Source organism: Pectobacterium brasiliense, from assembly GCF_013449685.1.
Lineage (GTDB): Bacteria > Pseudomonadota > Gammaproteobacteria > Enterobacterales > Enterobacteriaceae > Pectobacterium > Pectobacterium brasiliense_A.
On sequence record NZ_JACDSF010000008.1, the window covers coordinates 48506 to 73229 of the forward strand.

The window sequence follows — 24724 nt, forward strand, 5'->3', positions numbered from 1 at the left end:
CTGCAGGCTGTTGCGTAGCGCTGATTGTTGCGTAGTGCACGTGCAGGAATGATTGAATGAAGAAAGGATGGGATGAGGAAGTCCTCTCCGCACAGCTGAAGCCGTGCGGAGAGGTGAAAGGCAGAATTAACGCTCGGCGCGTTTGTTCACCCAGACGTTGATCAGCATGGTGATGACCAGAATGCTGGCAACGACGCCCAGAGAAATTGCCACCGGAATATGGAAAATGTCGATGAGCATCATCTTGGTACCGATGAAGATCAGGATGACGGCCAGACCATATTTCAACAGCGAGAAGCGTTCAGCCACGCCAGCCAGCAGGAAGTACATCGCACGCAGGCCCAGAATAGCGAACAGGTTCGACGTCAGCACGATAAAGGGATCGGTCGTGACGGCGAAAATAGCTGGGATACTGTCTACGGCGAAAATCACGTCGCTGATTTCAACCATAATCAGCACCAGAAACAGCGGCGTGGCATACAGGATGCCGTTACGACGGACGAAGAATTTTTCATTCTCGATACTATCCGTCATGCGCAGACGACTGCGTAGCCAGCGCACCAGCGGTTTGTCGCCGATCGCGCCGCCATCTTCTTTCGCCAGCGCCATTTTAAGACCGGTGAACAGCAGGAATGCACCGAACACGTAGAGCAGCCATTGGAACTGCGTGACGAGCCAACTGCCGCCAAACACCATCAGCGTTCTGAGAACGATGGCACCCAGCACGCCGTAAATCAGCACGCGGCGTTGGTATTGCGGGGGAACGGCGAAGTAGCCGAAGAGCATCAGCCAGACGAAGACGTTATCGACAGCAAGCGCTTTCTCGATCAAATAACCAGTCAGGAAGGCGAGCGATTGGGCGTTGGCCACCTCGCGACCCATAGTACCATCCAGATACCACCAGAAACCGGCGTTGAACAGCAGAGAGAGCGTGACCCAGATGATAGACCAGACGGCAGCCTGTTTGAACGTCATTACCGTCGACCCTTTGCGCCCTTGATAGAGCAGGTCGATGGCCAGCATCACTATAACAATGGCAGCGAAGCTGCCCCATAACCATGGCGTGCCGATGGTGTGCATAGCAAGATCCTTAAATAGAAACAAAAACGGCCAACATCGGAAGGACGCTGGCCGCTTGTTATTAAAGCTGCAGATGCACCTCGCCTTCCGGCAAGGTCTCACTTACAACATTAATGAAGCTGTCTCATCAAGGTCGCCCAGTAACCGGATGCGATAACCCTTCATCTTTCACACTGCAGGTGTGTTGGCTGCTCTTACTCACCCGAATCACTTACTTATGTAAGCTCATCGGGACTCGCTCGTTTGCCGCCTTCCTGCAACGTGAAATCTATTGGGTATATAAGCATCGTAATGACGATTAGCTGGCGGAAAAGTTACTCCCCTTTGCCTGACAGAAGATAGGTGAAAAGATGATCGTGGTCAAATAATTATCGCTGCCTTACTCCGCATTTCCCGGTGTCGCGGCGTCGGCAGGAAATACGACACCCGTTTGGCGGCGAATTTCCGTCAGCAGCCCCGAAACGGTGCGCGATCGTGCCAGTTCCGCATGGTTAATGTCGTTATCGTTGACCCGCGTGGCAAAGACCTCGGCTTCGTACAGCATGCTGTTGATATGCTGCGGCTGGCTGAGATCAACCTGCTTGCCTTCACGCGGGATGAATTTCACGTTATGGCATTCGGACACTTTTTCAATCACCAGCGACCCGTCTTCCCCCTGAATTTCACTGGGGATAGCGGAATGGCTGACTTTGGAGTGGACGATGGTCACATCGAAATCGCCGTAATTCAGGATGACGCTGCCATGCGCATCAACGCCACTTTCCAGCAGTGTCGCGCTGGCCTGCGTGGTACACGGCTCTCCCCACAGCGCCACGGCGAAGGCCAGACAGTAGTAGCCGATATCCATGATGGAACCGTTGGAGAACGCCGGATTGAACGTATTGGGGTTCTCACCTGCCAGATAGCGCGGGTAGCGCGAGGAATATTGGCAGTAGTTCAGCACCACTTTACGCAGCCGACCGACTTTTGGCAGCGCCTGCTGGATCACGCTAAAGTTGGGTAGGCTGGCAGTTTTGAAGGCTTCAAAGAGTACGACCTGATTTTCTCTGGCACAGGCGATCATTTGTTCGACTTCATAGCGGTTGGAAGCCAGCGGTTTTTCGCAGATGACGTGCTTGCCGTGGCTCAGGAAAAGCAGCGCCTGTTCGCAATGCAGGGAATTAGGACTAGCCAGATACACGGCGTCGATAAGATCGGATTTCGCCATGGCTTCCAGTGAATCAAACAGCGTATCCACCATGTAATCGGCTTGAAACGGCTGCGCTTTTTCTGCCGTACGTGAATAGATAGCGGTGAGCTTCAGTTTGCCGGTTTCGTGGGCTGCATCAACAAACTGACGGGTGATCCAACTGGTTCCTACAATGGCGAAGCGAATCATAAGCGTTTGGTATCCTGAAGGCATTTGTGATGACTATGGAGATTATCACGGTGAAATGACAAGGCAACGTCAATCATTTCCGGTTCTGGCAGAGAAAAGCATTTACTGACGGGCTATTTTAAGGGATAAACAGCGCAAATTTTATGATGCAGGAGAGGCTAATGAGCCAACTCGAATTGGAAACGTGCAACCTGACGTTGGTGCGTTACCCTCAGGTCGCTGAAAACTCGGCGCTACAGGCGTGGGATGCCGCAGATGAATATCTGCTGCGTGAACTGGCTAGCATGGAAATCGCGCCGGGTCCGCGCCTGATTTTCAATGATACGTTTGGTGCGCTGGCCTGCGGTTTACAGGCACAATCGCCCGTTAGTATCAGCGACTCTTACCTGAGCCAACTGGCGACGCGACATAATCTGGAACTGAACGATTATGCTGTCGATGCGGTAACCCTGTTGGATAGCATGGCGGAACTACCGGATGCGCCCGCGCTGGTGGTGATAAAAATACCGAAAACGATCGCGCTGCTGGAACACCAGTTGAGAATGTTGCGCAAGGTTGTTACGCCGCAAACGCGTATCATCGCTGGGGCGAAAGCTCGGGATATTCATACCTCTACGCTGCAACTGTTTGAACGCGTGATGGGGCCAACGAAAACCTCGCTGGCCTGGAAAAAGGCGCGTCTGGTTCACTGTGAGTGGGCGGAATTAAAAGTCAGTGAGCAGCCACTTACTACTGAGTGGGAGCTGGATGGTTACGGCTATCGCATTCAAAACCTGGCTAACGTGTATTCGCGTAATGGGCTGGATATCGGTGCCCGTTTCTTTATGCAGCATTTGCCGGAACAGATAGATGGTAAGATCATCGATCTCGGCTGTGGCAACGGCGTCATTGGGCTGGCGGCGCTAGAAGCCAACCCGGAGGCCACCGTCGGCTTCTTTGATGAATCCTACATGGCGGTGGCATCGAGCCAGACGAACGTTGAAGTCAACCGCCCGCAGGATGTTGAGCGCTGTAGCTTCGTGGTGAACCACGGATTGGCTCGCGTTAAGCGTGATACGTTGCAGGCCGTATTGTGTAATCCGCCATTCCACCAGCAGCAGGCCGTGACGGACGAAATCGCCTGGCAGATGTTTATGGATGCCCGCCGCTGCCTTCAGGTCGGCGGAGAACTGCGCATTGTGGGGAATCGCCATCTGGATTATTTCCACAAGCTGAAGCGCCTATTCGGTAACTGTGAAACCCTCGCCAGTAACACGAAATTCGCGGTACTGCGCGCGGTGAAAACGGGCTCGTCCCGCTAAGCTGCCCCTGCTTTGTGAGGCTAATTCAGCCTCACGAAGCGGAATCTGTTTCGCAAAACTGACTTTTCTCCACGAACTCAATGTGTCCCACGAGCTACAATATTAAGGCCAGCCGGGTAGCCTGTTCGATCGCTCTGCGTGCGTCCAATTCCTGCGCCACATCGGCACCGCCAATCAGATGAACGTGACATCCGGCAGCGAGTAAGGGGTCATACAGCTTACGGTTAGGTTCCTGACCGGCACAGATAATGATGTTATCCACCGGCAGACAGCGCATTTGCTGGTCGTGGATAATGTGCAGCCCCTCATCATCAATATGATGATATTCCACGCCGCCCAGCAGCGTTACGCCGTGGCGTAGCAGCGTGGTGCGATGTATCCAGCCTGTCGTTTTCCCCAGATTTTCACCGAGTTTGCCGGTTTTCCGCTGTAATAAGGTAATGTCCCGCTGGTGGGGAAGTCCGTCAGGCTGTTGAGGCAGCAGGCCACCTCGGTGCCGCAACTGCTTATCGATGCCCCATTCCACATAAAAGTCGTCATGTCCTGCCTGAGAAGACTGGGGATTAAGACGATGGCTGTCGTTAAGAAGACGATTATTGTTCAAAAGATAGTGCGTGTTGTTCAAAAGATAGTGCGCGGTATCGAAACCGATGCCGCCTGCGCCGATAATGGCAACCCGCTTGCCGACTGGCTTTTTGTCGCGCAGCACGTCCAGATAGCTCAACACGCTAGGGTGATCGATACCTGCAATCGCGGGAATACGCGGCACGATGCCACAGGCCAGAATCACGTCATCAAAACCGAGTAAATCAGCGGCAGTTGCCTGCGTGCTCAGGCGCAGCGTGACGCCCAGCAACTCTAGCTGCCGACGGTAGTAGCGCAGCGTTTCATAAAATTCGGCTTTGCCGGGGATCTGTTTGGCAATATTGAACTGTCCGCCGATATAGGAAGATGATTCAAACAGCGTAACCTGATGGCCGCGTGCAGCGGCGTTGACGGCAAAAGCCATACCAGCAGGCCCTGCGCCGACTACCGCAAAGCGTTTAGCAACGCGTGCGGGCTGGATCAGCCATTCGGTTTCGTGGCAGGCGCGCGGGTTGACTAAGCAGGATGTGACCTTGCCGGCAAAAATCTGATCGAGGCAGGCCTGATTACAGCCGATACAGGTATTGATTTCATCTGCGCGTCCCGACTGTGCTTTTGCCACCAATTCCGCATCGGCGAGAAAAGGACGCGCCATCGACACCATGTCGGCACAACCCTCGGCTAAAAGCTGTTCTGCGACGCTGGGATCGTTGATGCGGTTGGTGGTAATCAGCGGGATGCGGACTTTCCCCATCAGCTTCTGTGTTACCCAGCCGAAGGCACCGCGCGGCACCAGCGTGGCGATAGTCGGAATCCGCGCTTCATGCCAGCCGATACCGGTATTGATGAGGGTGGCGCCTGCCTGCTCAATCGCCTGCGCCAGTTGCACAATTTCTTGCCAGCTTGAACCTTCTTCTATCAGATCGAGCATCGATAAACGGTAAATCAGGATGAAGTCCGGCCCTGTTCGTTCCCGCACGGCGCGAACAATTTCAAGCGCGAAGCGGCTACGGCGCTGGAAGTCACCGCCCCATTCATCATCGCGATGGTTGGTGTGCGTCACCAGAAACTGATTAATCAGGTAGCCTTCCGATCCCATAATTTCTACGCCGTCGTAACCCGCCTGCTGCGCCAGCGCGGCGCAACGGGCAAAGTCGTCGATGGTTTGCACAATATCCTGCGTGCACATTTCTCGTGGTGCAAAGCGGTTAATCGGTGCCTGAATGGCCGATGGTGCGACCGGATCGGGCTGATAGCTGTAGCGGCCGGCGTGGAGAATTTGCAGTGCGATTTTCCCGCCCGCGTCATGTACCGCCTGCGTTAGCACCTGATGATGCGCGATCTGCGCCTCGTTATGCAGAGTCGCGCCGCCTTTGGCAACGGCACCTTTGGCGTTTGGCGCAATGCCGCCTGTGACAATCAGGCCTACGCCCCCCTGTGCCCGCTCACGATAAAATGCTGCCAGCCTTTCGGTGCCGTCCGGGTGTTCTTCCAGACCGGTATGCATGGATCCCATCACCACACGGTTCTTTAACGTCGTGAAGCCAAGATCGAGTGGAGAAAGCAGCGTAGGGTAGGCAGTCATTACACTCTCCGGTGAGGTTAACTGGTCTGATGAGTCATGTGTTCAATCTAGTCGTAATTGAGGGAATTGTGAAATTTATGTTTATTTATTGTGATTGATGTCATTGCGAATCTTGGGGAGAAGCGCGGGCAGACAAGGGATCGTGCACTGGAGTGTTTGTTGTCGGGGGCGTGTGACATTATAATCCGCGAGTTTATTGGGCAAAGGTATCGTTATGCGGGTGGAAGAGTTGGAATATCGGCTGGATAGCGCGCTTCGGGCGTTAGAGCAAAGCGTTCAGCGTCAGCAGCAGATGTGGTGGCAGGAACATCATTCCCTTCACCAGCAGTTGCTTCAGGCGAAAGCGCGTGATGCTTACCTTTGCACACAGATTGAACGGCTCTCTGCACAGCTGAGTGCGATGGATAGCTCGCCAGAGCGTAATCCGCTGATTCAAAAAATGAAGGTTGTTCATGCCCATCTTGATGTGTTGGCACAAGAAGCCAGCGCCTTTAGGCGTTCACTGCGGTAACGCGTTAACGTAATCCTTCCGCTTCCTTACACAATTCCTCCTCATTCTCCATAATTGCCGCAAATGTGGAGCCGACACTTGCAGAGATTTACCCTTGCTCTAATTAACTGAAGGTGTCGGGCCTATACTTTCTCTCGTAGCACGGCACTCGCCGTCGACAAATCAATTCAGAGAGAGGAATAGAATATGCGTAAACTCACTGCAATGCTGGTTGCTTCTTCTTTGGCATTGGGCGCAGCAGGTATCGCGCATGCTAATGACGCACCGAAAGGTCCTGGCCCGGAACACAAGATGATGATGAAAGAAGGGCGGGAGCATCGTGGCATGATGGGGCCGGATGCGATGTTTAAGGAGTTGAATTTGACGGAAGCGCAGAAGCAGCAAATTAAAGACATCATGAAAGCGTCCCGCGAGAAAATGCACAAAGCGATGCAGGACGATCGTCGTGATATGCATAGCCTGGTTGCATCCGAGACGTTTGATGCCGCAAAAGCACAGGCACAGTTGGATAAAGCCGACGCCGCGCACAAGGCCAGAATGCTTAATGGGCTGGAAACCAAGAACAAAATTTACAACGTTCTGACGCCAGAGCAGAAAAAGCAGTACAACGACAATTTTGAAAAACGACTGACTCAACCGCCAAAACCTGACGGCAAACCCGTTCCTGCGGAATAACATGTTATTTCATGAATCGGCGCGATAGCTAAAATACTCAAGTCAGTAGACCACCGGATTGATGTATTACCTCATGGGTAATGCCTCGGTCCGGTGGTTTTTTATTTATTTTCCCGCCGCCATCGCACTGGGAGTAGGGAAATGATTAATGCTATTCTCACGCGGAGACAGCAGGTGAAATGATCGGATAGCGGGCGGTAAAGGGCAGATGAATCACGATTTGACGTTAAAAACTATAAAATTCATGCCGCTGCTGTTTCTGACCACTCTCATCGTGAGCTGTATGGGATTTCGGTTTCGGGTGTTGGATGAGCTATCGCTGTTTTGGCCCGCCAATATTTTGGTTTTTTGCCTCATGATCAGTTTCAGAGCCAGAAGAGGGACGATAACAGGTAAAGCTCTCTTTATCTGTAGCAGTTTTTTGGTGAGTTATGCGGCGATGCTGTCGGCAACGGTGCTACTGATGGACAATCACTCGCCGCTAAAAACCAAGGTGCTGTTATGTTTGTGCAATATGGTTTTTATGGTGACCGCCTGGTGTACTTTTTGCCTGATATGTCGGTTTAGCGGAAAGCGGTCGATATTTGAAAAATTCAGCAAATATTACGTCTATATTATTTTCGCTTCGACGTTTGTCGGCGCGTTCTTATCCGGCGTGGCGTATGGGGTTTATGCGTATGTCTACGATACGGGAAACCGCTATGTCGAGTTTATGGACTGGTTCAGTGAGCAACTTGGAACCGGTATTATCCTCGCGTTCTTTTTCCTACGGGGTAAAGACATCCTGCGCGCGCTACGGAATATTCCGCTGTGCCCTAAGAACATCAGAGAAAATATCTTTCCCTTTCTGGTCTTCATCATTTTCTTATTAGTGAGCCTCTTTTTCCTAGATGCCAGCCTAATTATGTTGTCCGTTATTCCACTCACGCTGTGTGCGTTCAATTACTCTTTTCCGATCATGTCGTTGCTCTGTGCGATTACCGGCGTGATACTAAATTATCTCTATATTAATCAAGTCGGTATACTCATCGATTCGAATTCAGAAGCGTACATTAATTCGTTTCTCACCACAGCACGGCTCAACATCGCCATGTTAATTATGGCAATGCTGAGCGTCTCTCATTTTGTCTCGATGAACCGGCGGCTGATTAAAATCATCGAAAGCAACAGCCTGAAGGATGCGCTCACGAATACCTTCAATCGTCGCGCTTTTCTCAGCATGTTTAACGGGCGGCAGGGCGTGTTGATGAATAAGAAAAAGCGCCAACTAACGCTGCTGTTTTTGGATATCGATTATTTTAAGCAGGTCAATGATACCTACGGCCATGCCTGCGGCGATGAACTGATCGCCAGCTTTGCCCGTATGCTGAGTGCTACGATTCGTCCGAGCGACATCCTTTGTCGCTGGGGTGGGGAGGAGTTCGTGATTGCCGCTTATGACCTGACGGCTGAGCAATCCGAAGCCATGGCTGAAGCGCTGCGGCATCTTACGGAATCCACGGCGCTGACGCTGTCCGACGGCCGAGAAATCCATTTTACGACCAGTATTGGTGTTGCTATGTTTCCCCACCATGAAGGCGGCAATATTTACGATCTGATCGGGCTGGCGGACGAGCAGTTGTATAAAGCGAAAGCGCAGGGGCGTAATCGTGTCTGTATGCGACTGGTCGAAGAGGCCTGACTCTTCCCTTGACCTTCCCCTTACTGGAACGTCTACCCTCAAAGTTACTGTGACTGATTGAGGAGTTGTGATGAAGAAAGTCCATTTGTTATTAACGGCAGCGTTGCTGGTTCCGTTTCTCTCGTTCGCGGCCGACAGCGCGCATAGCGGACACGGTGCGGCGAACGACGCGTCGTCCTCCCAGCAGGCGTATAAGAAAGGGATGGATGCGATGCATAGCGATATGATGGAAGGGATGCAGTCCAGCGACCCTGATATTGCCTTTGCCAAAGGGATGATTGCGCATCACCGCGGCGCGATTGATATGGCGAAGACGGAGTTGCAATACGGCAAAGATCCGGAATTGCGTAAGCTGGCGGAAGAGATTATCAAAGCCCAGCAGCCAGAGATCGACCAAATGGAAGCCTGGCTGAAGAAGCAGGGCAAATAGTCCATTTTCCGATGGCGCTTCTTCTGAGAGGCGTCATTTTGTTTTTATCAGGCTGGGTAGTGGGCGGCTTTGCCTGATTGGTAAAAATTTAGTGACTGTTTTCACAGAATAAAACGTAGAGATAGCTTTCTCAGCGTGAACTTGTTAGAAAACAGGAAAGGACGTCACCAGAATTTTCTGGGCGAGACCTGGATAAAGCAGCGTATAGCACGCTGCTTTATCCAGGTTTTTTTTTGCTTATTTTCCAGCTGGCCAGCGGACAACAAGTGGGATGACGTGTATCAGGCAGTTGCAGCCATTGACGAAACGGGAAGTCATTATGAATAGCAAAGTGCTCGCTGAAAATATTCTGAGGTTGGTCGGAGGAGAGACGAACGTTTCGACTCTGGTGCATTGTGCAACACGCTTGCGCTTTAAGATTGTGGATCACGGTAAAGTGGATGTGGCTGCGCTTGAGGCGCTGGATGGCGTCATTACGGTCATCAATGCTTCAGGGCAATTGCAGGTGGTGATCGGGAATCGGGTGCCGGAGGTGTACCGCGCTTTTGGTTCGATCTCCAGGCTGCTGGAGGATGGCGACGGGAAACGCCAGACGGCAGAAAGCGAAGCATCAACGTCTGCGATGGGGCGGCTGATTGATCTGGTTGCCGGAATCTTTACCCCCTTGCTGGGGGCGATGGCGGCGGCAGGGGTGCTGAAAGGCGCATTGTCTATTGTGATTGCGCTCGGGTGGCTGAATACCAAAGAAAGTACCTATGTCATCCTGCATGCTGCGTCTGACAGCCTCTTTTACTTCCTGCCGATGCTGCTGGCGATTACCTCCGCCCGTAAATTTGAAACCAACATTTTTGTGGCGGTGTCGATTGCCGGCTCGCTGGTTTACCCGACGATTCAAGGATTGTTTGATGCCGGTCAGCCCGTGACGTTCTTCGGTCTGCCCATCGTCATGATGAAATATACCTCCTCGGTGATCCCGATTATCTTCAGCGTATGGCTGATGTCGTATATCGAGCGTTTCCTGAATCGTCATATTCACGAAAGCGTGCGTAACATTTTAACGCCGTTCTTCCTATTAACGCTGATGGTGCCGCTCACGCTGATGACCATCGGGCCGATTGGTATCTCGGCTAGTAAGCTGATTGCATCGGTGTTTGTCAGCATCTATAGCTTCAACCCGATTATTGCTGGGGCGCTGATTGCGGCGGCGTGGCAGATTTTAGTGATCTTCGGTGTGCACTGGGGTTTCGTGACCGTGTTTATTAATGACCTGTCGGTCATGGGACACAGCTACCTTAAAGCCGCCTCCAGCCCGTCGGTCTTTGCCCAGTCCGGCGCACTGCTGGGCGTCATGGTGCGTACCAAAGATAAAAAGCTTAAAGCGCTGGCGGGTAGTACGTTTATCGCCTCGCTGTTTGGCATCACGGAACCCGGAGTTTACGGCGTGACGCTGAAGCTGAAAAAACCGTTTATCTGCGCGGTGATCGCCGCTGCAATCGGGGGCGCTATCGTCGGCTATGCGAAAAGCTCTGCGGTCTCTATGGGGATGCCCGGCTTGCTGACGCTGCCGATTTTCTACGGCGAAGGTTTTGTTGGGTTCCTTATTGGTTGCGCTATCGCCTTCGCGGTGAGTTTTGTGCTGACCATCATTGTTGGGTTTGACGATCCCGTACCGCCTGCTGAAAAAGCGCCAGTGCCAACGCACTCTTCAACAGCGACACCTGCTGCGCCTGTATCACGTCAGAACGCGAATGCTGTGCCTCTGGCGCTGAAAGACGCACCTGAAACGGCTGAACAGCTGGGGTCGCCAGCAAAAGGTGAACTGATTTCGCTGGAAGCGGTAAATGACAAAGTGTTCTCTTCCGGCGTCGTCGGACAGGGGGTCGCCATTCTGCCGCAAGAAGGTCGTATCTATTCGCCGGTGGACGGCATGATTGCCAGCACGTTCGCCAGCGGCCATGCCGTCGGCATTCTCTCGCAAAAGGGGGTGGAGATTCTGATTCATGTCGGCATCAACACGGTACAGTTGGAAGGTCAGTATTATCAGATGCACGTTGCAGAAGGCGATAAAGTGACAAAAGGCCAACTGCTGCTGGAGTTCGATCTGGACGCGATCCAGAAGGCGGGCTACGACACGGTGACGCCGATGGTTATTACGAATGCAGAGGAATATCACGTATTCAGCCCGGGTACAGCACGTCAGTTGAGGGTAGGAGACACGGTTATTGCGCTGGCGTAACGCAATAAATCAGACGGCGCTGTGTGAATACGCCGTCTGATTTTCTCTATCATCTTATGTTCTATAGCGTTACAGCGATTTGCCGTTGCTGTTAATCACATCCTGATACCAGTAGAAGCTGTCTTTGCGCCGACGCTCCAGCGTACCTTTGCCATCATCATCGCGATCCACATGAATAAAGCCGTAGCGTTTTGACATCTGCGCCGTCCCCGCGCTGACCAGATCGATCGGTCCCCAACTGGTGTAGCCCAGCAGTTCGACACCATCGTCGATGGCTTCACGCACCTGAATCAGATGGCGACGCAGGTAATCAATGCGGTAACTGTCGTGAATGCTGCCGTCCTCTTCCACCACGTCGCGTGCACCCAGACCGTTTTCCACGATGAACAGCGGCTTCTGATAGCGGTCATACAGCTCGTTCAGCAGGAAGCGCAGGCCTTCGGGGTCGATCTGCCAGCCCCATTCGGAGGCTTCAAGGTGCGGGTTAGGAATCAGACGGATGATATTGCCGCGTGAGGACTGATATTTCTCCGGCTCGAAGGTTGCGCAGCCGCTCATGTAATAGCTGAAGGAGACAAAGTCTACGGTGTGGCTCAGATCGTCTTTATCCTGCGCGGTAATGGTGAGTTCGACACCATTTTCCCGGAAATAGCGCTGGATCCAGGCCGGATAGGTGCCGCGTACCTGCACATCGCCGAAGAACAGCCATTCACGGTTCTTGCTCTGTGCTTCCAGCACATCTTTCGGATGGCAGGTCATGGGGTAGCGCACCGCGCCCAATAGCATGTTGCCGATTTTGGCATCCGGGATAATGTCGTGGCAGGCTTTTACCGCGCGTGCGCTGGCAACCAACTGGTGGTGAATAGCCTGATAAATCTCTTGCTTCGAGGGTTCGCCGCCCAGCCCGATGCCCGTAAAGGGTGAATGCAGCGCCATATTGATTTCATTGAAGGTCAGCCAGTGCTTCACTTTGTCTTTATAGCGGCTGAAAACGGTACGGGCATACTTCTCAAAATGGTCGATGACGGCACGGTTGCCCCAGCCCCCCAGCTTTTTCACCAGCCCGTAAGGCATTTCATAGTGCGACAGCGTAATCAGCGGCTGAATCTGGCGTTTTGCCATTTCATCGAACAGGCGATCGTAGAAGGCCAGACCGGCTTCACAGGGCTCGGCTTCATCGCCTTCGGGGTAAATGCGCGTCCAGGCAATCGAGGTGCGTAACACCTTAAAACCCATTTCGGCAAACAGCTGAATATCCTGCGGGTATTGATGATAAAAATCGATGGCCCGATCTTTGATGCAGCTAATGCTCTCATCGCGTTCCGTCACCGGACCATGCACGCCTTTTAGCTGAAGATCGGAGGTCGACACGCCTTTACCGTCTTCATTCCATGCGCCTTCAACCTGGTTTGCTGCGACTGAACCGCCCCATAAAAATCCGTCGGGGAATGCTTTCATGGTATTTCTCCTTATCGTTTTCTACATCATTACGCTGCGTCGGGCTGTGGCTCCGCGCTGGGAACCGCCGGATGACAGGCAAAAAAAAACTTGGGCAGAAGAGAGTATCACTACTCACCTCTGCCCAAGTCTCGCCCGCCATTGGCGGTAACGTCTTGTTAGAACACTATACAATCCTGAATCTCTGCGGCAATGCCCCCGTCTGGTTATGTGACGCGAGTCACGGCATCTCTGCTGGCATGATTCGCGCTGACAGGCGTTAGGTGTTTTCCCCTAACGCCTGCTGATACGGTAATTACGCTTTCGCTTTCAGTGCCTTGACGACGGCTTCGCCCAGTGCTTGAGCGGATGCCGGGTTTTGGCCGGTGATCAGTCGCCCATCAACGACGACTTTATTTTCAAATATTGGGGCTTCTTCAAATGTTGCGCCATCCTTTTTCAGTGCCGCTTCAAGTTCAAACGGAACGATCTTGTCGTAATGACGGGACACTTCTTCTTCCGCGGTAAAACCGGTAAGGCGACGGCCTTTAATCAACAGTTCACCATTGCTGAGCTTCACATTCAGCAAGCCTGCCGGACCGTGGCAAACGGCACTGATGATGTCATTTTTCTCGTACATGGTACGCACGATGTTGATCAACTCAGGATTGTTGACGAAATCCCACATTGGTCCATGTCCTCCAACCAGCAGGATCGCGCTATATTTCGCGGGATCAACCTTTGCCAGCGGGATTGAATTAGCCAGTTTGTTGCGGTGTTCCGGGTTAGTCCAGAAATCCAGACTTGCCCGATCTTTGAGATCGAATCCGTCAAACGGAGGCATCCCGCCTTTGGGGCTCGCAATATCGTAATCCAGCCCAGCTTTGTCAAAAACCTCGACCGGATGAGTGAGTTCTGGGAACCAGAAACCGCCAACGAGATCGGGGGTTTTTTTATCCAGACTGGAGACGACGATTAATACTTTCTCTTCTTTCAAATTGGCCTGGGCGAAAACAGGGGAGGCTGCGGCAAACACAGCCATCGCGGCGATAAGACCAGCACAGCGCTTGATGATTGACATAAAAAACTCCTTTCAGCAGGTGGTGATGGTCGCCACTATATCCGTGATAATTGGCTGAAAACAGACGGTAAAAACGGAACGTATTGTTTAAAAAATCGATGTAATCACTTTATATTGTCGTGATAAATTATCGTAAAATGCGTTTGATGATCCCTGTGTTGCATGACGATGAGGAACCCTGATGGGGCAATCCGATAGTTTTGATGGACTGGCAGAATTTCTGGCTATAGCGAAACGTTTGAGCATTCGTAAAGCCGCGCTCGATCTGGGTAAGACGCCGGGAGCGGTGAGCCTATCGCTCCAGAAACTGGAGCATCGCCTCGGCGTGCTACTTTTCCACCGCACGACGCGCAAGATGGCATTGACGGAAGCGGGGGAAGAGCTGCTGCTGAGAATCGGGCCTGCGGCACACGTTATCGCAACAGGTTTTGAAGATGTGGCTCAATCGGCAAAAAAACCATCGGGGACGTTGAAGCTGATCGTAGAACGCTTAGCATTGCCCCATGTTATCGAGCCGCTCATCCCTGCATTTCGTCAGGCGTGGCCGAATTTGAATATCGATATCACGGTGAGTAATCGTCACGATAATTTCGTCTCTGGAGGCTATGATGCTGGCATCATGATTGGTTCATATATCGAACAGGATATGATCGCAGTGCGGCTTTCCCCGCCATTCAAGTGGGCGGTATTTGGTTCGCCGGACTATTTCAAAGCGAATGGTAAGCCTAAAGCGACGCGCGATCTGGTGCATCACGAATGTATTCGCTTTCGTCGCCCTGAAAAGGGGGATATTTATCGATGGGAGTTTGTCGAAAATAAAGAAACTATAAGAGTTGAGCCAGCCGGTACCATTACCGTGAACGATGGCGAGCTCATGCGTAGCCTCGCGGTCAGGAGCGTTGGGCTTATTTACTCATCCACTTTCCATACTTCACGCGAGCTGGCAAACGGCACGCTGGAAGCTGCGTTACTCGATCTCTCGCCGGGAAACGACTGCCTCTTTCTTTATTTCTCAAGAGCTGCGAGGAATCAACCCAAATTGCGCGCGTTTATCGACGTATGTTCGCAGATAATTAAGACGTGAATGTGTGGGCTAATTCATCCGTTAGTTTTTCGAAGCATACTCAACTGAACCTGTTTTACATTCGTACATGGCAAACAACGAGTGTGTTTTCTGTGGGCCGGAGACGGTGAATGCCAGGAGGTAAACCTCGGGATCGGATAACGTGGGTGAGGCAGCTTTATCAAAAGCAATCACAGGTGTTGCGGTGCCGAGGTGTTCGGGTTGGAACTTAACCCAGCGTGGAATGCGGAGTGTCAGGAAATCGTGCTTCACATAGTCGATGGCTTGCTCATACGTCACCTCCAGGCAGGACGGGCCACTATGTCTGAGGTAATAATCGTAGCCCGCTAAGGCGATGACCGCTGCCGCAACGCAACCAGCCGTTTTGGTTTTCCATTCCATCCCGCTTCTTCCTGATAAACATAAACCGACGCCCAAAAATAAAGGAGCTGCGCTATTAACGCAACTCCTTGAATTTGGTGGCCCCTGCTGGACTTGAACCAGCGACCAAGCGATTATGAGTCGCCTGCTCTAACCACTGAGCTAAGGGGCCGAATGGGCGATGATTATACGGTAATGTGCGGGGGCAGGTCTATAGCCTATCTGCCGGGTGGTGGTTTTATACTCAAGATAGCTTGTTGTTATTCTTATCAGAATTTACGATGGCTGTAGTCAACGGAAGTAGGGAAAGACATGATTACCGATATTTTGGCCATGAATCTTCAGGTTGTTTTCTGCGGCATCAACCCCGGGCTGTCGACGGCCCATCACGGTTACCACTTCGCTAACCCCAGTAATCGCTTCTGGAAAGTGATTTATCAGGCTGGCTTTACCGAACGTTTGCTGACACCCACGGAAGAACAGCATCTGCTGGATACCGGATGCGGCATTACCATGCTGGTGGAGCGCCCAACGGTTGAAGCCACCGAACTGGGGCGAGACGAGCTGCTGCAAGGTGGCAATGCGATTGTCGAGAAGATGACGCACTATCAGCCGCGTGCGCTGGCGGTGTTAGGGAAGCAGGCGTTCAGTCAGGCGTTTGGTATCAAGAAGGTTTCGTGGGGGCGTCAGGAGCAGCGTATTGGCGAGACGCAGGTTTGGGTACTGCCGAACCCTAGTGGGCTGAACCGTGCGACGCTGGAGTCGCTGGTGGCGTCGTATCAGGAACTGCATCAGGCGTTGCAGAATAAGGCGTGAAACCAATCTGAGCGTTTTGACGGGCAAAAAATAACCCCGGCGGACCGAGGCTATTTATCATGCAGTTATCTGAAGTGTGTTAGCTGAGGAATGAATTAATCATCCAGGAAGCTACGCAGCACTTCGGAACGGCTTGGGTGGCGCAGTTTACGCAGTGCTTTCGCTTCGATCTGACGAATACGTTCACGCGTAACGTCAAACTGTTTGCCCACTTCTTCCAGCGTATGGTCGGTGTTCATATCGATACCGAAACGCATGCGCAGGACTTTCGCTTCACGCGCGGTCAGACCAGCCAGTACGTCGTGTGTCGCAGAACGCAGGCTTTCCGACGTGGCGGAATCCAGCGGCAGCTCCAGCGTCGTATCTTCGATGAAATCGCCCAAATGTGAATCTTCATCATCACCAATCGGGGTTTCCATTGAAATCGGCTCTTTCGCGATTTTCAGCACTTTACGGATTTTGTCTTCCGGCATCAGCATACGCTCAGCCAGCTCTTCCGGCGTCGGCTCACGACCCATTTCCTGCAACATCTGACGAGAGATACGGTTCAGTTTGTTGATCGTCTCAATCATGTGTACCGGAATACGGATGGTACGTGCCTGATCGGCGATAGAACGGGTGATCGCCTGACGGATCCACCAGGTCGCATAGGTCGAGAATTTGTAACCACGGCGATATTCAAACTTATCTACCGCTTTCATCAGACCGATGTTGCCTTCCTGAATCAGGTCGAGGAACTGCAAACCACGGTTGGTGTATTTCTTCGCGATAGAAATAACCAGACGCAGGTTAGCTTCCACCATTTCTTTCTTGGCACGACGCGCTTTCGCTTCACCAATCGACATACGGCGGTTGATGTCTTTCACCTGTTCGATCGTCAGGCCAGTTTCTTCTTCGATCTGTTGCAGTTTTTGCAGGCTGCGGGTGACGTCTTCTTCAACATCATTCAGCTTTTCAGACCATGGTTTGCCCATAGCGACTGCTGCGGCAAACCAAGTGTTGTTGGTTTCATTGCCAGTAAACATCGTGACGAAGTTTTTCTTCGGCATTTTGCACTGTTCAACACACAACTTAATGATCAAACGTTCCTGAGTACGAACGCGATCCATCATGGAACGCATGCTGTTAACCAGGAAATCAAACTGTTTTGGCACCAGACGGAACTGTTTGAAGACTTCGGATAGGTTCAGGATTTCCTGTGCTGCCAGCGCATGGCTACGACCGTGGGCTTTGATAGCCTGACGGGTCGTTTCATATTGTTCACGCAGCTCGGTGAACTTCTCACGCGCCAGCTCAGGATCGATGCTGTTGTCGTCTTCTTCTTCCTCGTCGTCTTCTTCCTCGTCATCATCGTCAATTTCTTCGCTCGAAAGCTCAGAACCAACGTGAGTCGCGGTAGGCGCAATGTCCTCTTCCGCATTAGGATCAACGAAGCCAGTAATCAGGTCGGACAGGCGGCTTTCGCCCGCTTCGACGCGATCATACTGTTCCAGCAGGTAAGTAATGGCTTCAGGATACTCCGCAACAGAGCACTGAACCTGGTTGATACCGTCTTCAATACGCTTGGCGATATCGATCTCGCCTTCGCGCGTCAGCAGTTCAACGGTACCCATTTCACGCATGTACATGCGAACCGGGTCGGTGGTGCGACCAATTTCCGATTCAACACTGGATAGAACCTGCGCAGCAGCCTCTGCCGCATCTTCATCGGCATCATTGGTGTTTTCGGCCAGCAACAGATCGTCTGCATCCGGTGCTTCTTCCATCACCTGGATGCCCATGTCGTTAATCATCTGGATGATATCTTCGATCTGATCCGAGTCGATGATATCTTCCGGCAGATGGTCATTGACCTCAGCATAGGTCAGGTAGCCTTGCTCCTTACCACGGGTGACAAGCAGCTTCAGCTGTGACTGCGGGTTTTGCTCCATAAGACGGTATCCACACTTCAGAGTATTTGGGTTGGTGTCGGTCAGCGTAGTTCGCTAACAATAGCATTAGGGGTATTTTTCTTATCGCCGCGCCCCTGTAGCGGCTCTTTGCAGGGCTCGACCCTGCTATTTATCGGCAATTAAGCCTCTGTATCAGTGTTTTCTGGTCAATGCCAGTTGTAGCGACCAAAACTCTTTTTTTTCTTTGGCGCTGAGCCCATTCGGATTTGTCCTGTCACGGGCAATCAAAATTTCTAATCGCTGGTTCAATAACTGATCGTAGAGCTCTGCCAGACTGATTCTGAACTTCTCTTCGAGCTCTTCCTCTACGATCATATGGTTCCATACCGCGATGGTTTCAAGCTGTTTATAGTATTTGCTGTCGCGATATTGCTCTAATAGTAGTGCCATGCTCATCCCCGGGCTGGCGTTACAGGTTTTCACCAAATCCTGAAACAACGGTAGACCGGGGACTTTATCTTGTTCAATACCTTCTAACGCGAGGTCTGGAACCTCAGTTGCCAGCCTCGGGTTTTGCACTAACAGTCCTATAAGTATACGCATAGTTGTGACTTTTAGTTGCGGCGTCTGATAAGGCTGATCCTGTTCTGTGGCTTTGGGTAACAGCCGATCCAACTGGCTATCATCCAAAATACCCAGTTTGTTGCCGAGCTGCTGGCGTAAGTAGAGCCGTTGTGTTTCTCCCGGCACTTGACCAATCAATGGCATAGCGAGAATACCAAGTTTGGTTCGACCATCAGGAGAACTCATATCTACTTGCTGTTGCAGCGTTTCAAACAGAAACTGTGACAGCGGCAGAGCGTGTTCCATGCGCTGCTCAAAAACAGCTTTGCCTTCTTTACGTACCAGCGTGTCGGGATCTTCACCGTCCGGCAAGAACATAAAGCGTAGCTGACGGCCATCGTTCAAATAGGGTAGTGCAGTTTCCAAGGCGCGCCATGCCGCTTCCCGTCCAGCACGGTCTCCGTCGTAACAACACACCACCTGGTCTGTGGCACGGAATAGTAACTGAATGTGTTCGGCAGTGGTGGAAGTCCCCAAGGATGCCACCGCATAATCAATACCAAATTGCGCCAACGCCACCACATCCATATAACCTTCAACAACCAAGAGCCGTTTGAGATCTTTATGGTTTTGCTGTGCTTCATACAGGCCGTACAACTGACGACCTTTATGGAAAATGCCTGTTTCCGGCGAGTTCAGATACTTCGGTGTATCGTTACCTAACACGCGTCCGCCGAAGGCAATCACTCGCCCCCGCTTATCGCGAATGGGGAACATCACGCGTTCGCGGAAACGGTCGTATGTTCTGCCCTGATCGTTAGTCACCAGCATACCGGCATCGTTCAATACTGTGCGATCGTGACCTTCACCAAACCGTTTGAGAACGTTGTCCCAGCCTGATGGGGCGAAGCCTATTGCAAAATGACTAATAATTTCTGCACTTAAACCACGTTGTTGCAAATACTGCAAGGCAGGAACACCGACGGAATGGTGCAGCGCTTGTTGATAAAACGAACTGATTTGCCCCATCAATTCGTACTGATTATGCCGTTGATGAATTTCTTGCTTGGTTGGGCCAGTGCCGGTTTCATAAGGCACTTCGAGGCCGTATTGAGTGGCAAGTTCTTCAATGGTTTCAACGAATTCGAGACGATCGTAATTCATCAAAAAGTCTATGGCGTTGCCGTGTGCACCACAGCCAAAACAGTGATAGAACTGTTTGTCACCGTTTACGGTGAATGAGGGGGTTTTCTCGTGATGGAACGGGCAGCACGCATGATAGTTTTTGCCCTGCTTTTTCAGTTTGACGCGCGCGTCAATGAGATCGACGATGTCGGTGCGAGCCAGCAGGTCATTAATAAATACGCGTGGGATTCGTCCAGCCATAAGCCCCTGGTGTATATCCTTCTGTAAGGTGGTTACATTGGATATAGCTTATAAACGACAACAAGCCGCGCTTCCTTTCGGAAAGCACGGCCTTACGTATGCAACTGCTAAGTCTGCGGATTAATCACGCGTTGGAGGGAAACCCTCCTGAAAATTAATACAGACGAGTGCGGCGTGCGTTTTCTCGAGCCAATTTCTTCGCGTGACGTTTCACTGCAGAAGCTTTAGCGCGCTTACGTTCGGTCGTTGGTTTTTCATAAAACTCACGACGACGAACTTCAGCCAGAACGCCTGCTTTTTCACAGGAACGTTTGAAGCGACGCAGAGCTACGTCGAACGGCTCGTTTTCACGTACTTTAATTACCGGCATGTGCCTCTCACCTCAATAAATTCGGTTTGCCGCTGGCCTTGTGCCAGCCTTTTCAAAATGGTGCGGAATTCTACTGCAAACGTGACGCCTTTGTAAAGCATTGCGGTGATCATAAAACACCCAACCGCGGCCAGAGCAGAAATCAGGCCGCTTATGGTAGACTATCCACAGTTTGAAGCAAGCGGCATTCAACGGGCGCTTGTATCGCCATCAAAGTAGGAACAGCAATGCGCGTATTGGGTATCGAAACATCCTGTGATGAAACCGGCGTGGCCATTTATGACACAGAGACCGGTTTGCTCGCTAATCAGTTATACAGTCAGGTTACATTACATGCTGATTACGGTGGCGTAGTGCCTGAGCTCGCCTCACGCGATCACGTGCGTAAAACGGTTCCGTTAATTCAGGCGGCGCTGCGCGAAGCTGGGCTACAGGCTGATGATATCGATGGCGTGGCTTACACCGCTGGCCCAGGTTTGGTCGGTGCGCTATTGGTGGGCGCGACGATTGGTAGGTCATTGGCATTCGCTTGGGGTGTGCCGGCGATGCCTGTGCATCATATGGAAGGGCATTTGCTGGCACCGATGTTGGAAGATAATCCGCCAGCGTTTCCCTTCGTGGCGCTGTTGGTTTCTGGTGGCCATACGCAGCTCATCAGCGTGACGGGCATTGGTGAATATCGCCTGCTGGGCGAGTCGATTGATGACGCGGCGGGTGAGGCGTTTGATAAAACGGCGAAATTACTGGGATTAGATTATCCCGGTGGCCCAATGCTGTCGAAAATGGCGCAGGCGGGAGATTCCCAGCGCTTCACGTTTCCGCGCCCGATGACCGATCGTCCGGGGCTGGATTTCAGCTTCTCTGGGCTAAAAACGTTTGCGGCTAATACGATTCGTAGCAACGGTGATGACGATCAAACGCGTGCCGATATTGCACGTGCCTTTGAAGATGCCGTGGTAGATACGCTGGCGATAAAATGTCGCCGTGCGCTGGATGAGACGGGCTTTAAACGACTGGTCATGGCGGGGGGCGTGAGTGCAAACCGGACGCTGCGCCAGCGCTTAGGTGAAGTGATGGCGAAACGCGGTGGTGAAGTATTTTATGCCCGCCCCGAATTCTGCACAGATAACGGCGCGATGATTGCTTATGCGGGCAGTGTACGTCTGGTTCATGGCGCGAGCCAGACGCTGGGCGTATCCGTTCGGCCACGTTGGCCATTGGCTGAATTGCCTGCGGTGTGAGGCGTTAAACGCAATAGTCGCTACGTGTAGCGGGTCTGCACGTAGCGGAAAACGTAGTAAAAAATACGTAGCAAAGAACGAATGACAAAAAGCGGCAGCGGACGAGCGAGTTACAGCTCTTGTTCGAATAGCACCAGAATAGCTTCGTAGAGTTGTTTGACGCTGAAGCCTCTTGCCGGGGTGGTAAAAATAGTGTCATCACCCGCGATGGTGCCGAGAATACCTTCTGACTTCCCAAGTGAGTCCAGCAGGCGGGCAATGAGCTGCGCGGCTCCAGGGCTGGTATGAATCACCACAACGGCATCATTGTAATCTACGTCCAGCACAAGGTTCTTCAGTGGGCTGGACGTCGTCGGAACGCCAAGTTCAGCAGGGAGACAATACACCATCTCCATTTTGGCATTGCGTGTGCGCACGGCACCAAATTTCGTTAGCATCCGTGACACCTTGGATTGGTTGATGTTTTCAAATCCGTCGTCTTGCAATGCCTGAACAATTTCACTTTGAGAACTGAACTTCTCTTCCTTTAACAGCGCTTTGAACGCTTTAACGAGGTCTTCTTGTTTTGTCGAATTTCGCATTCTGCACCGGATTAATTGTTATGGTTAATCTTCCTATTATGCAGTTGTGTGAATTTTTATGCAATTAAATTGCGTATAATTCCAGTCTCTTTCACCAGATATGCGTTAGTCGCTGTTTTCAAAAAAATCGACTCTCGGGTAGTCCGAAAAATGCGTCCTGCGTCACATAAAAGTAAATCAAATGTTATCAAAATGATGTTGTTTGGACGCCATCGATCGGTGTAATGTAGCGCACAGGTTAATCGCACGTGAATGAACACCGCGTTATAGCTCAATAGCTTATTAACTTTACTTACCTTTCAAACGAATGGTTGTTTTTGATTTATTATTAGAGACATAGCGTATTTTTTGTCTCTCATGTCATTTGTAGAAAGATAAGTAGGTTGCTCGTATCCCCATTTTTATATTCTGTTTATAACTAGATGAATTCACGGCACTTTTTTATTTTATGATAATAAGGAGTTTAGGATGAAAGTTGCAGTTCTCGGAGCAGCAGGTGGTATCGGTCAGGCACTCGCACTCCTCCTCAAAACCCAGCTTCCTTCAGGTTCAGAACTATCCCTTTACGATATCGCCCCAGTAACGCCGGGTGTTGCCGTCGATCTGAGCCACATTCCTACAGCAGTGAAGATCAAAGGCTATAGCGGTGAAGATGCTAAACCCGCGCTTGTTGGTGCCGATATCGTGCTGATTTCCGCAGGTGTGGCACGTAAACCTGGTATGGATCGTTCCGATCTGTTCAACGTCAATGCAGGCATTGTGCGTAATCTGGTTGAGCAAATTGCGGTTACTTGTCCGAAAGCCTGTATCGGTATCATCACCAACCCGGTGAATACAACCGTTGCCATTGCAGCCGAAGTGCTGAAAAAAGCGGGCGTATACGACAAAAACAAACTGTTCGGCGTCACCACGCTGGATATTATCCGTTCCAACACGTTCGTTGCTGAGCTGAAAGGCAAACAGCCGCAGGATATTAATGTGCCTGTTATCGGCGGACACTCTGGTGTGACGATCCTGCCTCTGCTGTCTCAGGTTCCTGGTATCAGCTTCAGCGAGCAGGAAGTGGCTGACCTGACCAAGCGTATCCAGAATGCGGGCACCGAGGTTGTTGAAGCCAAAGCAGGTGGCGGATCGGCTACGTTGTCGATGGGTCAGGCTGCGGCACGTTTTGGTCTGTCTCTGGTTCGCGCGCTGCAAGGCGAAAGCGGTGTGGTGGAATGTGCATACGTTGAAAGTGATGGCAAATATGCCCGCTTCTTCGCTCAACCGATTCTGTTAGGCAAAGACGGCGTCGCTGAGCGTAAAGACATCGGCACATTAAGCGCTTTTGAGCAAAATGCGCTTAACAGCATGCTGGATACGCTGAAGCAGGATATCGAGCTAGGCGAGACGTTCATCAAGAATTAATCATTGAGATTCTTGTAATACGTAGCGTTGAATAAAAAGCCGGAGATCGCTATCTCCGGCTTTTCTTTTTTAATCGGGACGGATGAGTCTTTTTCTGTCGATAAGCTCATTGGTTTCTGGATTGTAGTACCGGCTGGGCCAAATCTCTGAGGGGTGAATACCCAGCGCATCGGCAATCAGCCATTCCCCCTTGGGCCAAGGGCGTGAGAGCGCATTAGCTAACGTCGATGAGCTTAATCCGGCCGCTCGCGATACCGCCGCTAGCGTCGTGTTTTTCTTGCGCAGTGCAGCAATGATATCAGCGGGATGCCAGTCTTGTTTCCTTAAAATCATAATCCTTCCCTTATTTGCTATAAGACGACTGTCGATTAGTGGTATAAGTAACGGATGTTAGTTATATGCCGAACTAACATGACATTATTATTTGGAAATAATATAGCATTAATTTTCTTTAAAATTCTTAATTAATTTCCAAATTAGCGCGTTTTTGTTAGGGATGGCACTATCAGGATGAAAGGCAATGAAAAAAGAGTGGTTTGCTACCAGCGAATTGGTTGGAGTCGGCGGCCTTCCGAAATCAAGACAAGGATTAAATAAGCGCGCCCGAGAGGATGGATGGGAGAAGCGTCGCCGTAAAGGCGTCCAGGGAAGAGGAGTGGAGTACTCAATTCACAGCTTACCGGATACGGTAAAGAAATCCCTATTACTCGAAATCGAGCCTTCCGCCTATTCGGCGAAACAGCCTGCGGCACTGGCCGTATGGATGCAGATTTACCAGCAACTATCTGAAAAAGAAAGAGATGATTTAATCGCTTATATTCTGCGGGTCGGGGTGTCTTCCACGCTGAGCCAGTTGGGTATTACGCCATCGGATGAGGAGCCAATCTCATCAATGGAAATTGACTGAGCTACCGAGGGCGAACTCGTAGAGTGCTGACGTTGGTGCTAAAAAGGAACCTGTATTTTCTGTCGCTTTACCGTAGTGCTTCTGGCCGCGATGTTTCAGCATCGCGCTGGATTTAATCATTTCTTTATTACTTAGG

General features: G+C 51.4%; 22 protein-coding genes and 1 tRNA gene. 11 read left to right on the forward strand and 12 right to left on the reverse strand.

The window, feature by feature from the left end; genetic code table 11:
- Positions 1–126 precede the first annotated feature (126 nt).
- Both H0248_RS02940 and H0248_RS02945 read right to left on the reverse strand, forming a co-directional pair.
- Positions 127–1080: a TerC family protein gene (locus H0248_RS02940; RefSeq protein ID WP_010282967.1), complete on the reverse strand. Its 954-nt coding sequence runs from the start codon at positions 1078–1080 to the stop codon at positions 127–129.
- A gap of 379 nt (positions 1081–1459) precedes the next feature.
- Positions 1460–2458 carry a Gfo/Idh/MocA family protein gene (locus H0248_RS02945; RefSeq protein ID WP_180784708.1) on the reverse strand — a complete coding sequence of 333 codons (999 nt, stop codon included), beginning with the start codon at positions 2456–2458 and terminating at the stop codon, positions 1460–1462.
- Between the two features lie 161 nt (positions 2459–2619).
- Here H0248_RS02945 and rlmG point away from each other — a divergent pair, with 161 nt between their 5' ends.
- On the forward strand, positions 2620–3759 hold the full coding sequence (gene rlmG, locus H0248_RS02950) for a 23S rRNA (guanine(1835)-N(2))-methyltransferase RlmG (protein WP_180784710.1): 1140 nt from the start codon (positions 2620–2622) through the stop codon (positions 3757–3759).
- Positions 3760–3853: 94 nt separating this feature from the next.
- On the opposite strand, the gene H0248_RS02955 is transcribed toward rlmG, so the two are convergent.
- Complete coding sequence (locus H0248_RS02955; RefSeq protein WP_180784712.1) at positions 3854–5929, reverse strand: NADPH-dependent 2,4-dienoyl-CoA reductase; 2076 nt, start codon at positions 5927–5929, stop codon at positions 3854–3856.
- Between the two features lie 214 nt (positions 5930–6143).
- Here H0248_RS02955 and H0248_RS02960 point away from each other — a divergent pair, with 214 nt between their 5' ends.
- The 5 genes from H0248_RS02960 to H0248_RS02980 all read left to right on the forward strand — a co-directional run bounded on the left by H0248_RS02960 (position 6144) and on the right by H0248_RS02980 (position 11462).
- Complete coding sequence (locus H0248_RS02960; RefSeq protein WP_180784714.1) at positions 6144–6440, forward strand: hypothetical protein; 297 nt, start codon at positions 6144–6146, stop codon at positions 6438–6440.
- 186 nt (positions 6441–6626) lie between these two features.
- A complete protein-coding gene (gene spy / locus H0248_RS02965) occupies positions 6627–7115 on the forward strand; it encodes an ATP-independent periplasmic protein-refolding chaperone Spy (protein ID WP_180784716.1) in 489 nt (162 codons plus the stop codon).
- A gap of 208 nt (positions 7116–7323) precedes the next feature.
- Positions 7324–8796, forward strand: a complete 1473-nt coding sequence (locus H0248_RS02970) for a GGDEF domain-containing protein (RefSeq protein ID WP_180784718.1) — start codon at positions 7324–7326, stop codon at positions 8794–8796.
- A 70-nt stretch (positions 8797–8866) separates the two neighbouring features.
- Positions 8867–9226 (forward strand): CopM family metallochaperone, encoded by a 360-nt coding sequence (gene copM / locus H0248_RS02975; RefSeq protein ID WP_180784720.1) that lies wholly within the window; start codon positions 8867–8869, stop codon positions 9224–9226.
- Between the two features lie 319 nt (positions 9227–9545).
- Positions 9546–11462, forward strand: a complete 1917-nt coding sequence (locus tag H0248_RS02980; protein ID WP_180784722.1) for a beta-glucoside-specific PTS transporter subunit IIABC — start codon at positions 9546–9548, stop codon at positions 11460–11462.
- A gap of 69 nt (positions 11463–11531) precedes the next feature.
- Here the strand turns inward: H0248_RS02980 and H0248_RS02985 are convergent, their stop codons facing one another.
- Both H0248_RS02985 and H0248_RS02990 read right to left on the reverse strand, forming a co-directional pair.
- Entirely contained in the window at positions 11532–12920 is a 1389-nt protein-coding gene (locus tag H0248_RS02985; protein WP_180784724.1) for a glycoside hydrolase family 1 protein, read from the reverse strand.
- A 295-nt stretch (positions 12921–13215) separates the two neighbouring features.
- Positions 13216–13980: a type 1 glutamine amidotransferase domain-containing protein gene (locus H0248_RS02990; protein WP_180784726.1), complete on the reverse strand. Its 765-nt coding sequence runs from the start codon at positions 13978–13980 to the stop codon at positions 13216–13218.
- Between the two features lie 181 nt (positions 13981–14161).
- On the opposite strand from H0248_RS02990, the gene H0248_RS02995 reads away from it, so the two are divergent.
- Complete coding sequence (locus H0248_RS02995) at positions 14162–15064, forward strand: LysR family transcriptional regulator (RefSeq protein ID WP_180784729.1); 903 nt, start codon at positions 14162–14164, stop codon at positions 15062–15064.
- A 21-nt stretch (positions 15065–15085) separates the two neighbouring features.
- On the opposite strand, the gene H0248_RS03000 is transcribed toward H0248_RS02995, so the two are convergent.
- Together H0248_RS03000 and H0248_RS03005 are read right to left on the reverse strand one after the other, a co-directional pair.
- Entirely contained in the window at positions 15086–15445 is a 360-nt protein-coding gene (locus H0248_RS03000) for a YebF family protein (RefSeq protein ID WP_180784731.1), read from the reverse strand.
- Positions 15446–15520: 75 nt separating this feature from the next.
- A tRNA-Ile gene (locus H0248_RS03005) sits at positions 15521–15596 on the reverse strand.
- A gap of 140 nt (positions 15597–15736) precedes the next feature.
- Here H0248_RS03005 and mug point away from each other — a divergent pair.
- On the forward strand, positions 15737–16240 hold the full coding sequence (gene mug, locus H0248_RS03010) for a G/U mismatch-specific DNA glycosylase (protein ID WP_180784733.1): 504 nt from the start codon (positions 15737–15739) through the stop codon (positions 16238–16240).
- Positions 16241–16335: 95 nt separating this feature from the next.
- Here mug and rpoD read toward each other — a convergent pair whose 3' ends face one another.
- The 3 genes from rpoD to rpsU all read right to left on the reverse strand — a co-directional run bounded on the left by rpoD (position 16336) and on the right by rpsU (position 20452).
- Positions 16336–18171 carry an RNA polymerase sigma factor RpoD gene (gene rpoD / locus H0248_RS03015; RefSeq protein WP_180784735.1) on the reverse strand — a complete coding sequence of 612 codons (1836 nt, stop codon included), beginning with the start codon at positions 18169–18171 and terminating at the stop codon, positions 16336–16338.
- Positions 18172–18324: 153 nt separating this feature from the next.
- Positions 18325–20082: a DNA primase gene (dnaG, locus tag H0248_RS03020; RefSeq protein WP_180784737.1), complete on the reverse strand. Its 1758-nt coding sequence runs from the start codon at positions 20080–20082 to the stop codon at positions 18325–18327.
- Positions 20083–20236: 154 nt separating this feature from the next.
- Entirely contained in the window at positions 20237–20452 is a 216-nt protein-coding gene (gene rpsU, locus H0248_RS03025) for a 30S ribosomal protein S21 (protein ID WP_001144069.1), read from the reverse strand.
- Positions 20453–20679: 227 nt separating this feature from the next.
- Here rpsU and tsaD point away from each other — a divergent pair, with 227 nt between their 5' ends.
- Positions 20680–21693 carry a tRNA (adenosine(37)-N6)-threonylcarbamoyltransferase complex transferase subunit TsaD gene (tsaD, locus tag H0248_RS03030; RefSeq protein ID WP_180784739.1) on the forward strand — a complete coding sequence of 338 codons (1014 nt, stop codon included), beginning with the start codon at positions 20680–20682 and terminating at the stop codon, positions 21691–21693.
- 110 nt (positions 21694–21803) lie between these two features.
- Here the strand turns inward: tsaD and argR are convergent, their stop codons facing one another.
- Positions 21804–22274 carry a transcriptional regulator ArgR gene (gene argR / locus H0248_RS03035; RefSeq protein ID WP_039274176.1) on the reverse strand — a complete coding sequence of 157 codons (471 nt, stop codon included), beginning with the start codon at positions 22272–22274 and terminating at the stop codon, positions 21804–21806.
- Between the two features lie 468 nt (positions 22275–22742).
- Between argR and mdh the strand changes: the two genes are divergently transcribed.
- Positions 22743–23681: a malate dehydrogenase gene (gene mdh / locus H0248_RS03040; RefSeq protein ID WP_014914106.1), complete on the forward strand. Its 939-nt coding sequence runs from the start codon at positions 22743–22745 to the stop codon at positions 23679–23681.
- 69 nt (positions 23682–23750) lie between these two features.
- Here the strand turns inward: mdh and H0248_RS03045 are convergent, their stop codons facing one another.
- Positions 23751–24014 (reverse strand): helix-turn-helix domain-containing protein, encoded by a 264-nt coding sequence (locus H0248_RS03045; RefSeq protein ID WP_010283012.1) that lies wholly within the window; start codon positions 24012–24014, stop codon positions 23751–23753.
- Positions 24015–24201: 187 nt separating this feature from the next.
- Between H0248_RS03045 and H0248_RS03050 the strand changes: the two genes are divergently transcribed.
- Positions 24202–24588: a DNA-binding protein gene (locus H0248_RS03050; protein ID WP_039282295.1), complete on the forward strand. Its 387-nt coding sequence runs from the start codon at positions 24202–24204 to the stop codon at positions 24586–24588.
- Positions 24589–24724 lie beyond the last annotated feature (136 nt).

What these genes read in the sequence shown, in the direction of transcription:
- H0248_RS02955 (WP_180784712.1), bottom strand. Translation starts at nt 5,929, where the DNA reads ATGACTGCCTACCCTACGCTGCTTTCTCCACTCGATCTTGGCTTCACG.
- rpsU (WP_001144069.1), bottom strand. Translation starts at nt 20,452, where the DNA reads ATGCCGGTAATTAAAGTACGTGAAAACGAGCCGTTCGACGTAGCTCTG.
- H0248_RS02985 (WP_180784724.1), bottom strand. Translation starts at nt 12,920, where the DNA reads ATGAAAGCATTCCCCGACGGATTTTTATGGGGCGGTTCAGTCGCAGCA.
- H0248_RS03050 (WP_039282295.1), top strand. Translation starts at nt 24,202, where the DNA reads ATGAAAAAAGAGTGGTTTGCTACCAGCGAATTGGTTGGAGTCGGCGGC.
- H0248_RS02990 (WP_180784726.1), bottom strand. Translation starts at nt 13,980, where the DNA reads ATGTCAATCATCAAGCGCTGTGCTGGTCTTATCGCCGCGATGGCTGTG.
- H0248_RS02980 (WP_180784722.1), top strand. Translation starts at nt 9,546, where the DNA reads ATGAATAGCAAAGTGCTCGCTGAAAATATTCTGAGGTTGGTCGGAGGA.
- mug (WP_180784733.1), top strand. Translation starts at nt 15,737, where the DNA reads ATGATTACCGATATTTTGGCCATGAATCTTCAGGTTGTTTTCTGCGGC.
- H0248_RS03000 (WP_180784731.1), bottom strand. Translation starts at nt 15,445, where the DNA reads ATGGAATGGAAAACCAAAACGGCTGGTTGCGTTGCGGCAGCGGTCATC.
- copM (WP_180784720.1), top strand. Translation starts at nt 8,867, where the DNA reads ATGAAGAAAGTCCATTTGTTATTAACGGCAGCGTTGCTGGTTCCGTTT.
- H0248_RS02940 (WP_010282967.1), bottom strand. Translation starts at nt 1,080, where the DNA reads ATGCACACCATCGGCACGCCATGGTTATGGGGCAGCTTCGCTGCCATT.
- dnaG (WP_180784737.1), bottom strand. Translation starts at nt 20,082, where the DNA reads ATGGCTGGACGAATCCCACGCGTATTTATTAATGACCTGCTGGCTCGC.
- H0248_RS02945 (WP_180784708.1), bottom strand. Translation starts at nt 2,458, where the DNA reads ATGATTCGCTTCGCCATTGTAGGAACCAGTTGGATCACCCGTCAGTTT.
- argR (WP_039274176.1), bottom strand. Translation starts at nt 22,274, where the DNA reads ATGCGAAATTCGACAAAACAAGAAGACCTCGTTAAAGCGTTCAAAGCG.
- rlmG (WP_180784710.1), top strand. Translation starts at nt 2,620, where the DNA reads ATGAGCCAACTCGAATTGGAAACGTGCAACCTGACGTTGGTGCGTTAC.
- tsaD (WP_180784739.1), top strand. Translation starts at nt 20,680, where the DNA reads ATGCGCGTATTGGGTATCGAAACATCCTGTGATGAAACCGGCGTGGCC.
- H0248_RS02970 (WP_180784718.1), top strand. Translation starts at nt 7,324, where the DNA reads ATGAATCACGATTTGACGTTAAAAACTATAAAATTCATGCCGCTGCTG.
- rpoD (WP_180784735.1), bottom strand. Translation starts at nt 18,171, where the DNA reads ATGGAGCAAAACCCGCAGTCACAGCTGAAGCTGCTTGTCACCCGTGGT.
- mdh (WP_014914106.1), top strand. Translation starts at nt 22,743, where the DNA reads ATGAAAGTTGCAGTTCTCGGAGCAGCAGGTGGTATCGGTCAGGCACTC.
- H0248_RS02960 (WP_180784714.1), top strand. Translation starts at nt 6,144, where the DNA reads ATGCGGGTGGAAGAGTTGGAATATCGGCTGGATAGCGCGCTTCGGGCG.
- H0248_RS02995 (WP_180784729.1), top strand. Translation starts at nt 14,162, where the DNA reads ATGGGGCAATCCGATAGTTTTGATGGACTGGCAGAATTTCTGGCTATA.
- H0248_RS03045 (WP_010283012.1), bottom strand. Translation starts at nt 24,014, where the DNA reads ATGATTTTAAGGAAACAAGACTGGCATCCCGCTGATATCATTGCTGCA.
- spy (WP_180784716.1), top strand. Translation starts at nt 6,627, where the DNA reads ATGCGTAAACTCACTGCAATGCTGGTTGCTTCTTCTTTGGCATTGGGC.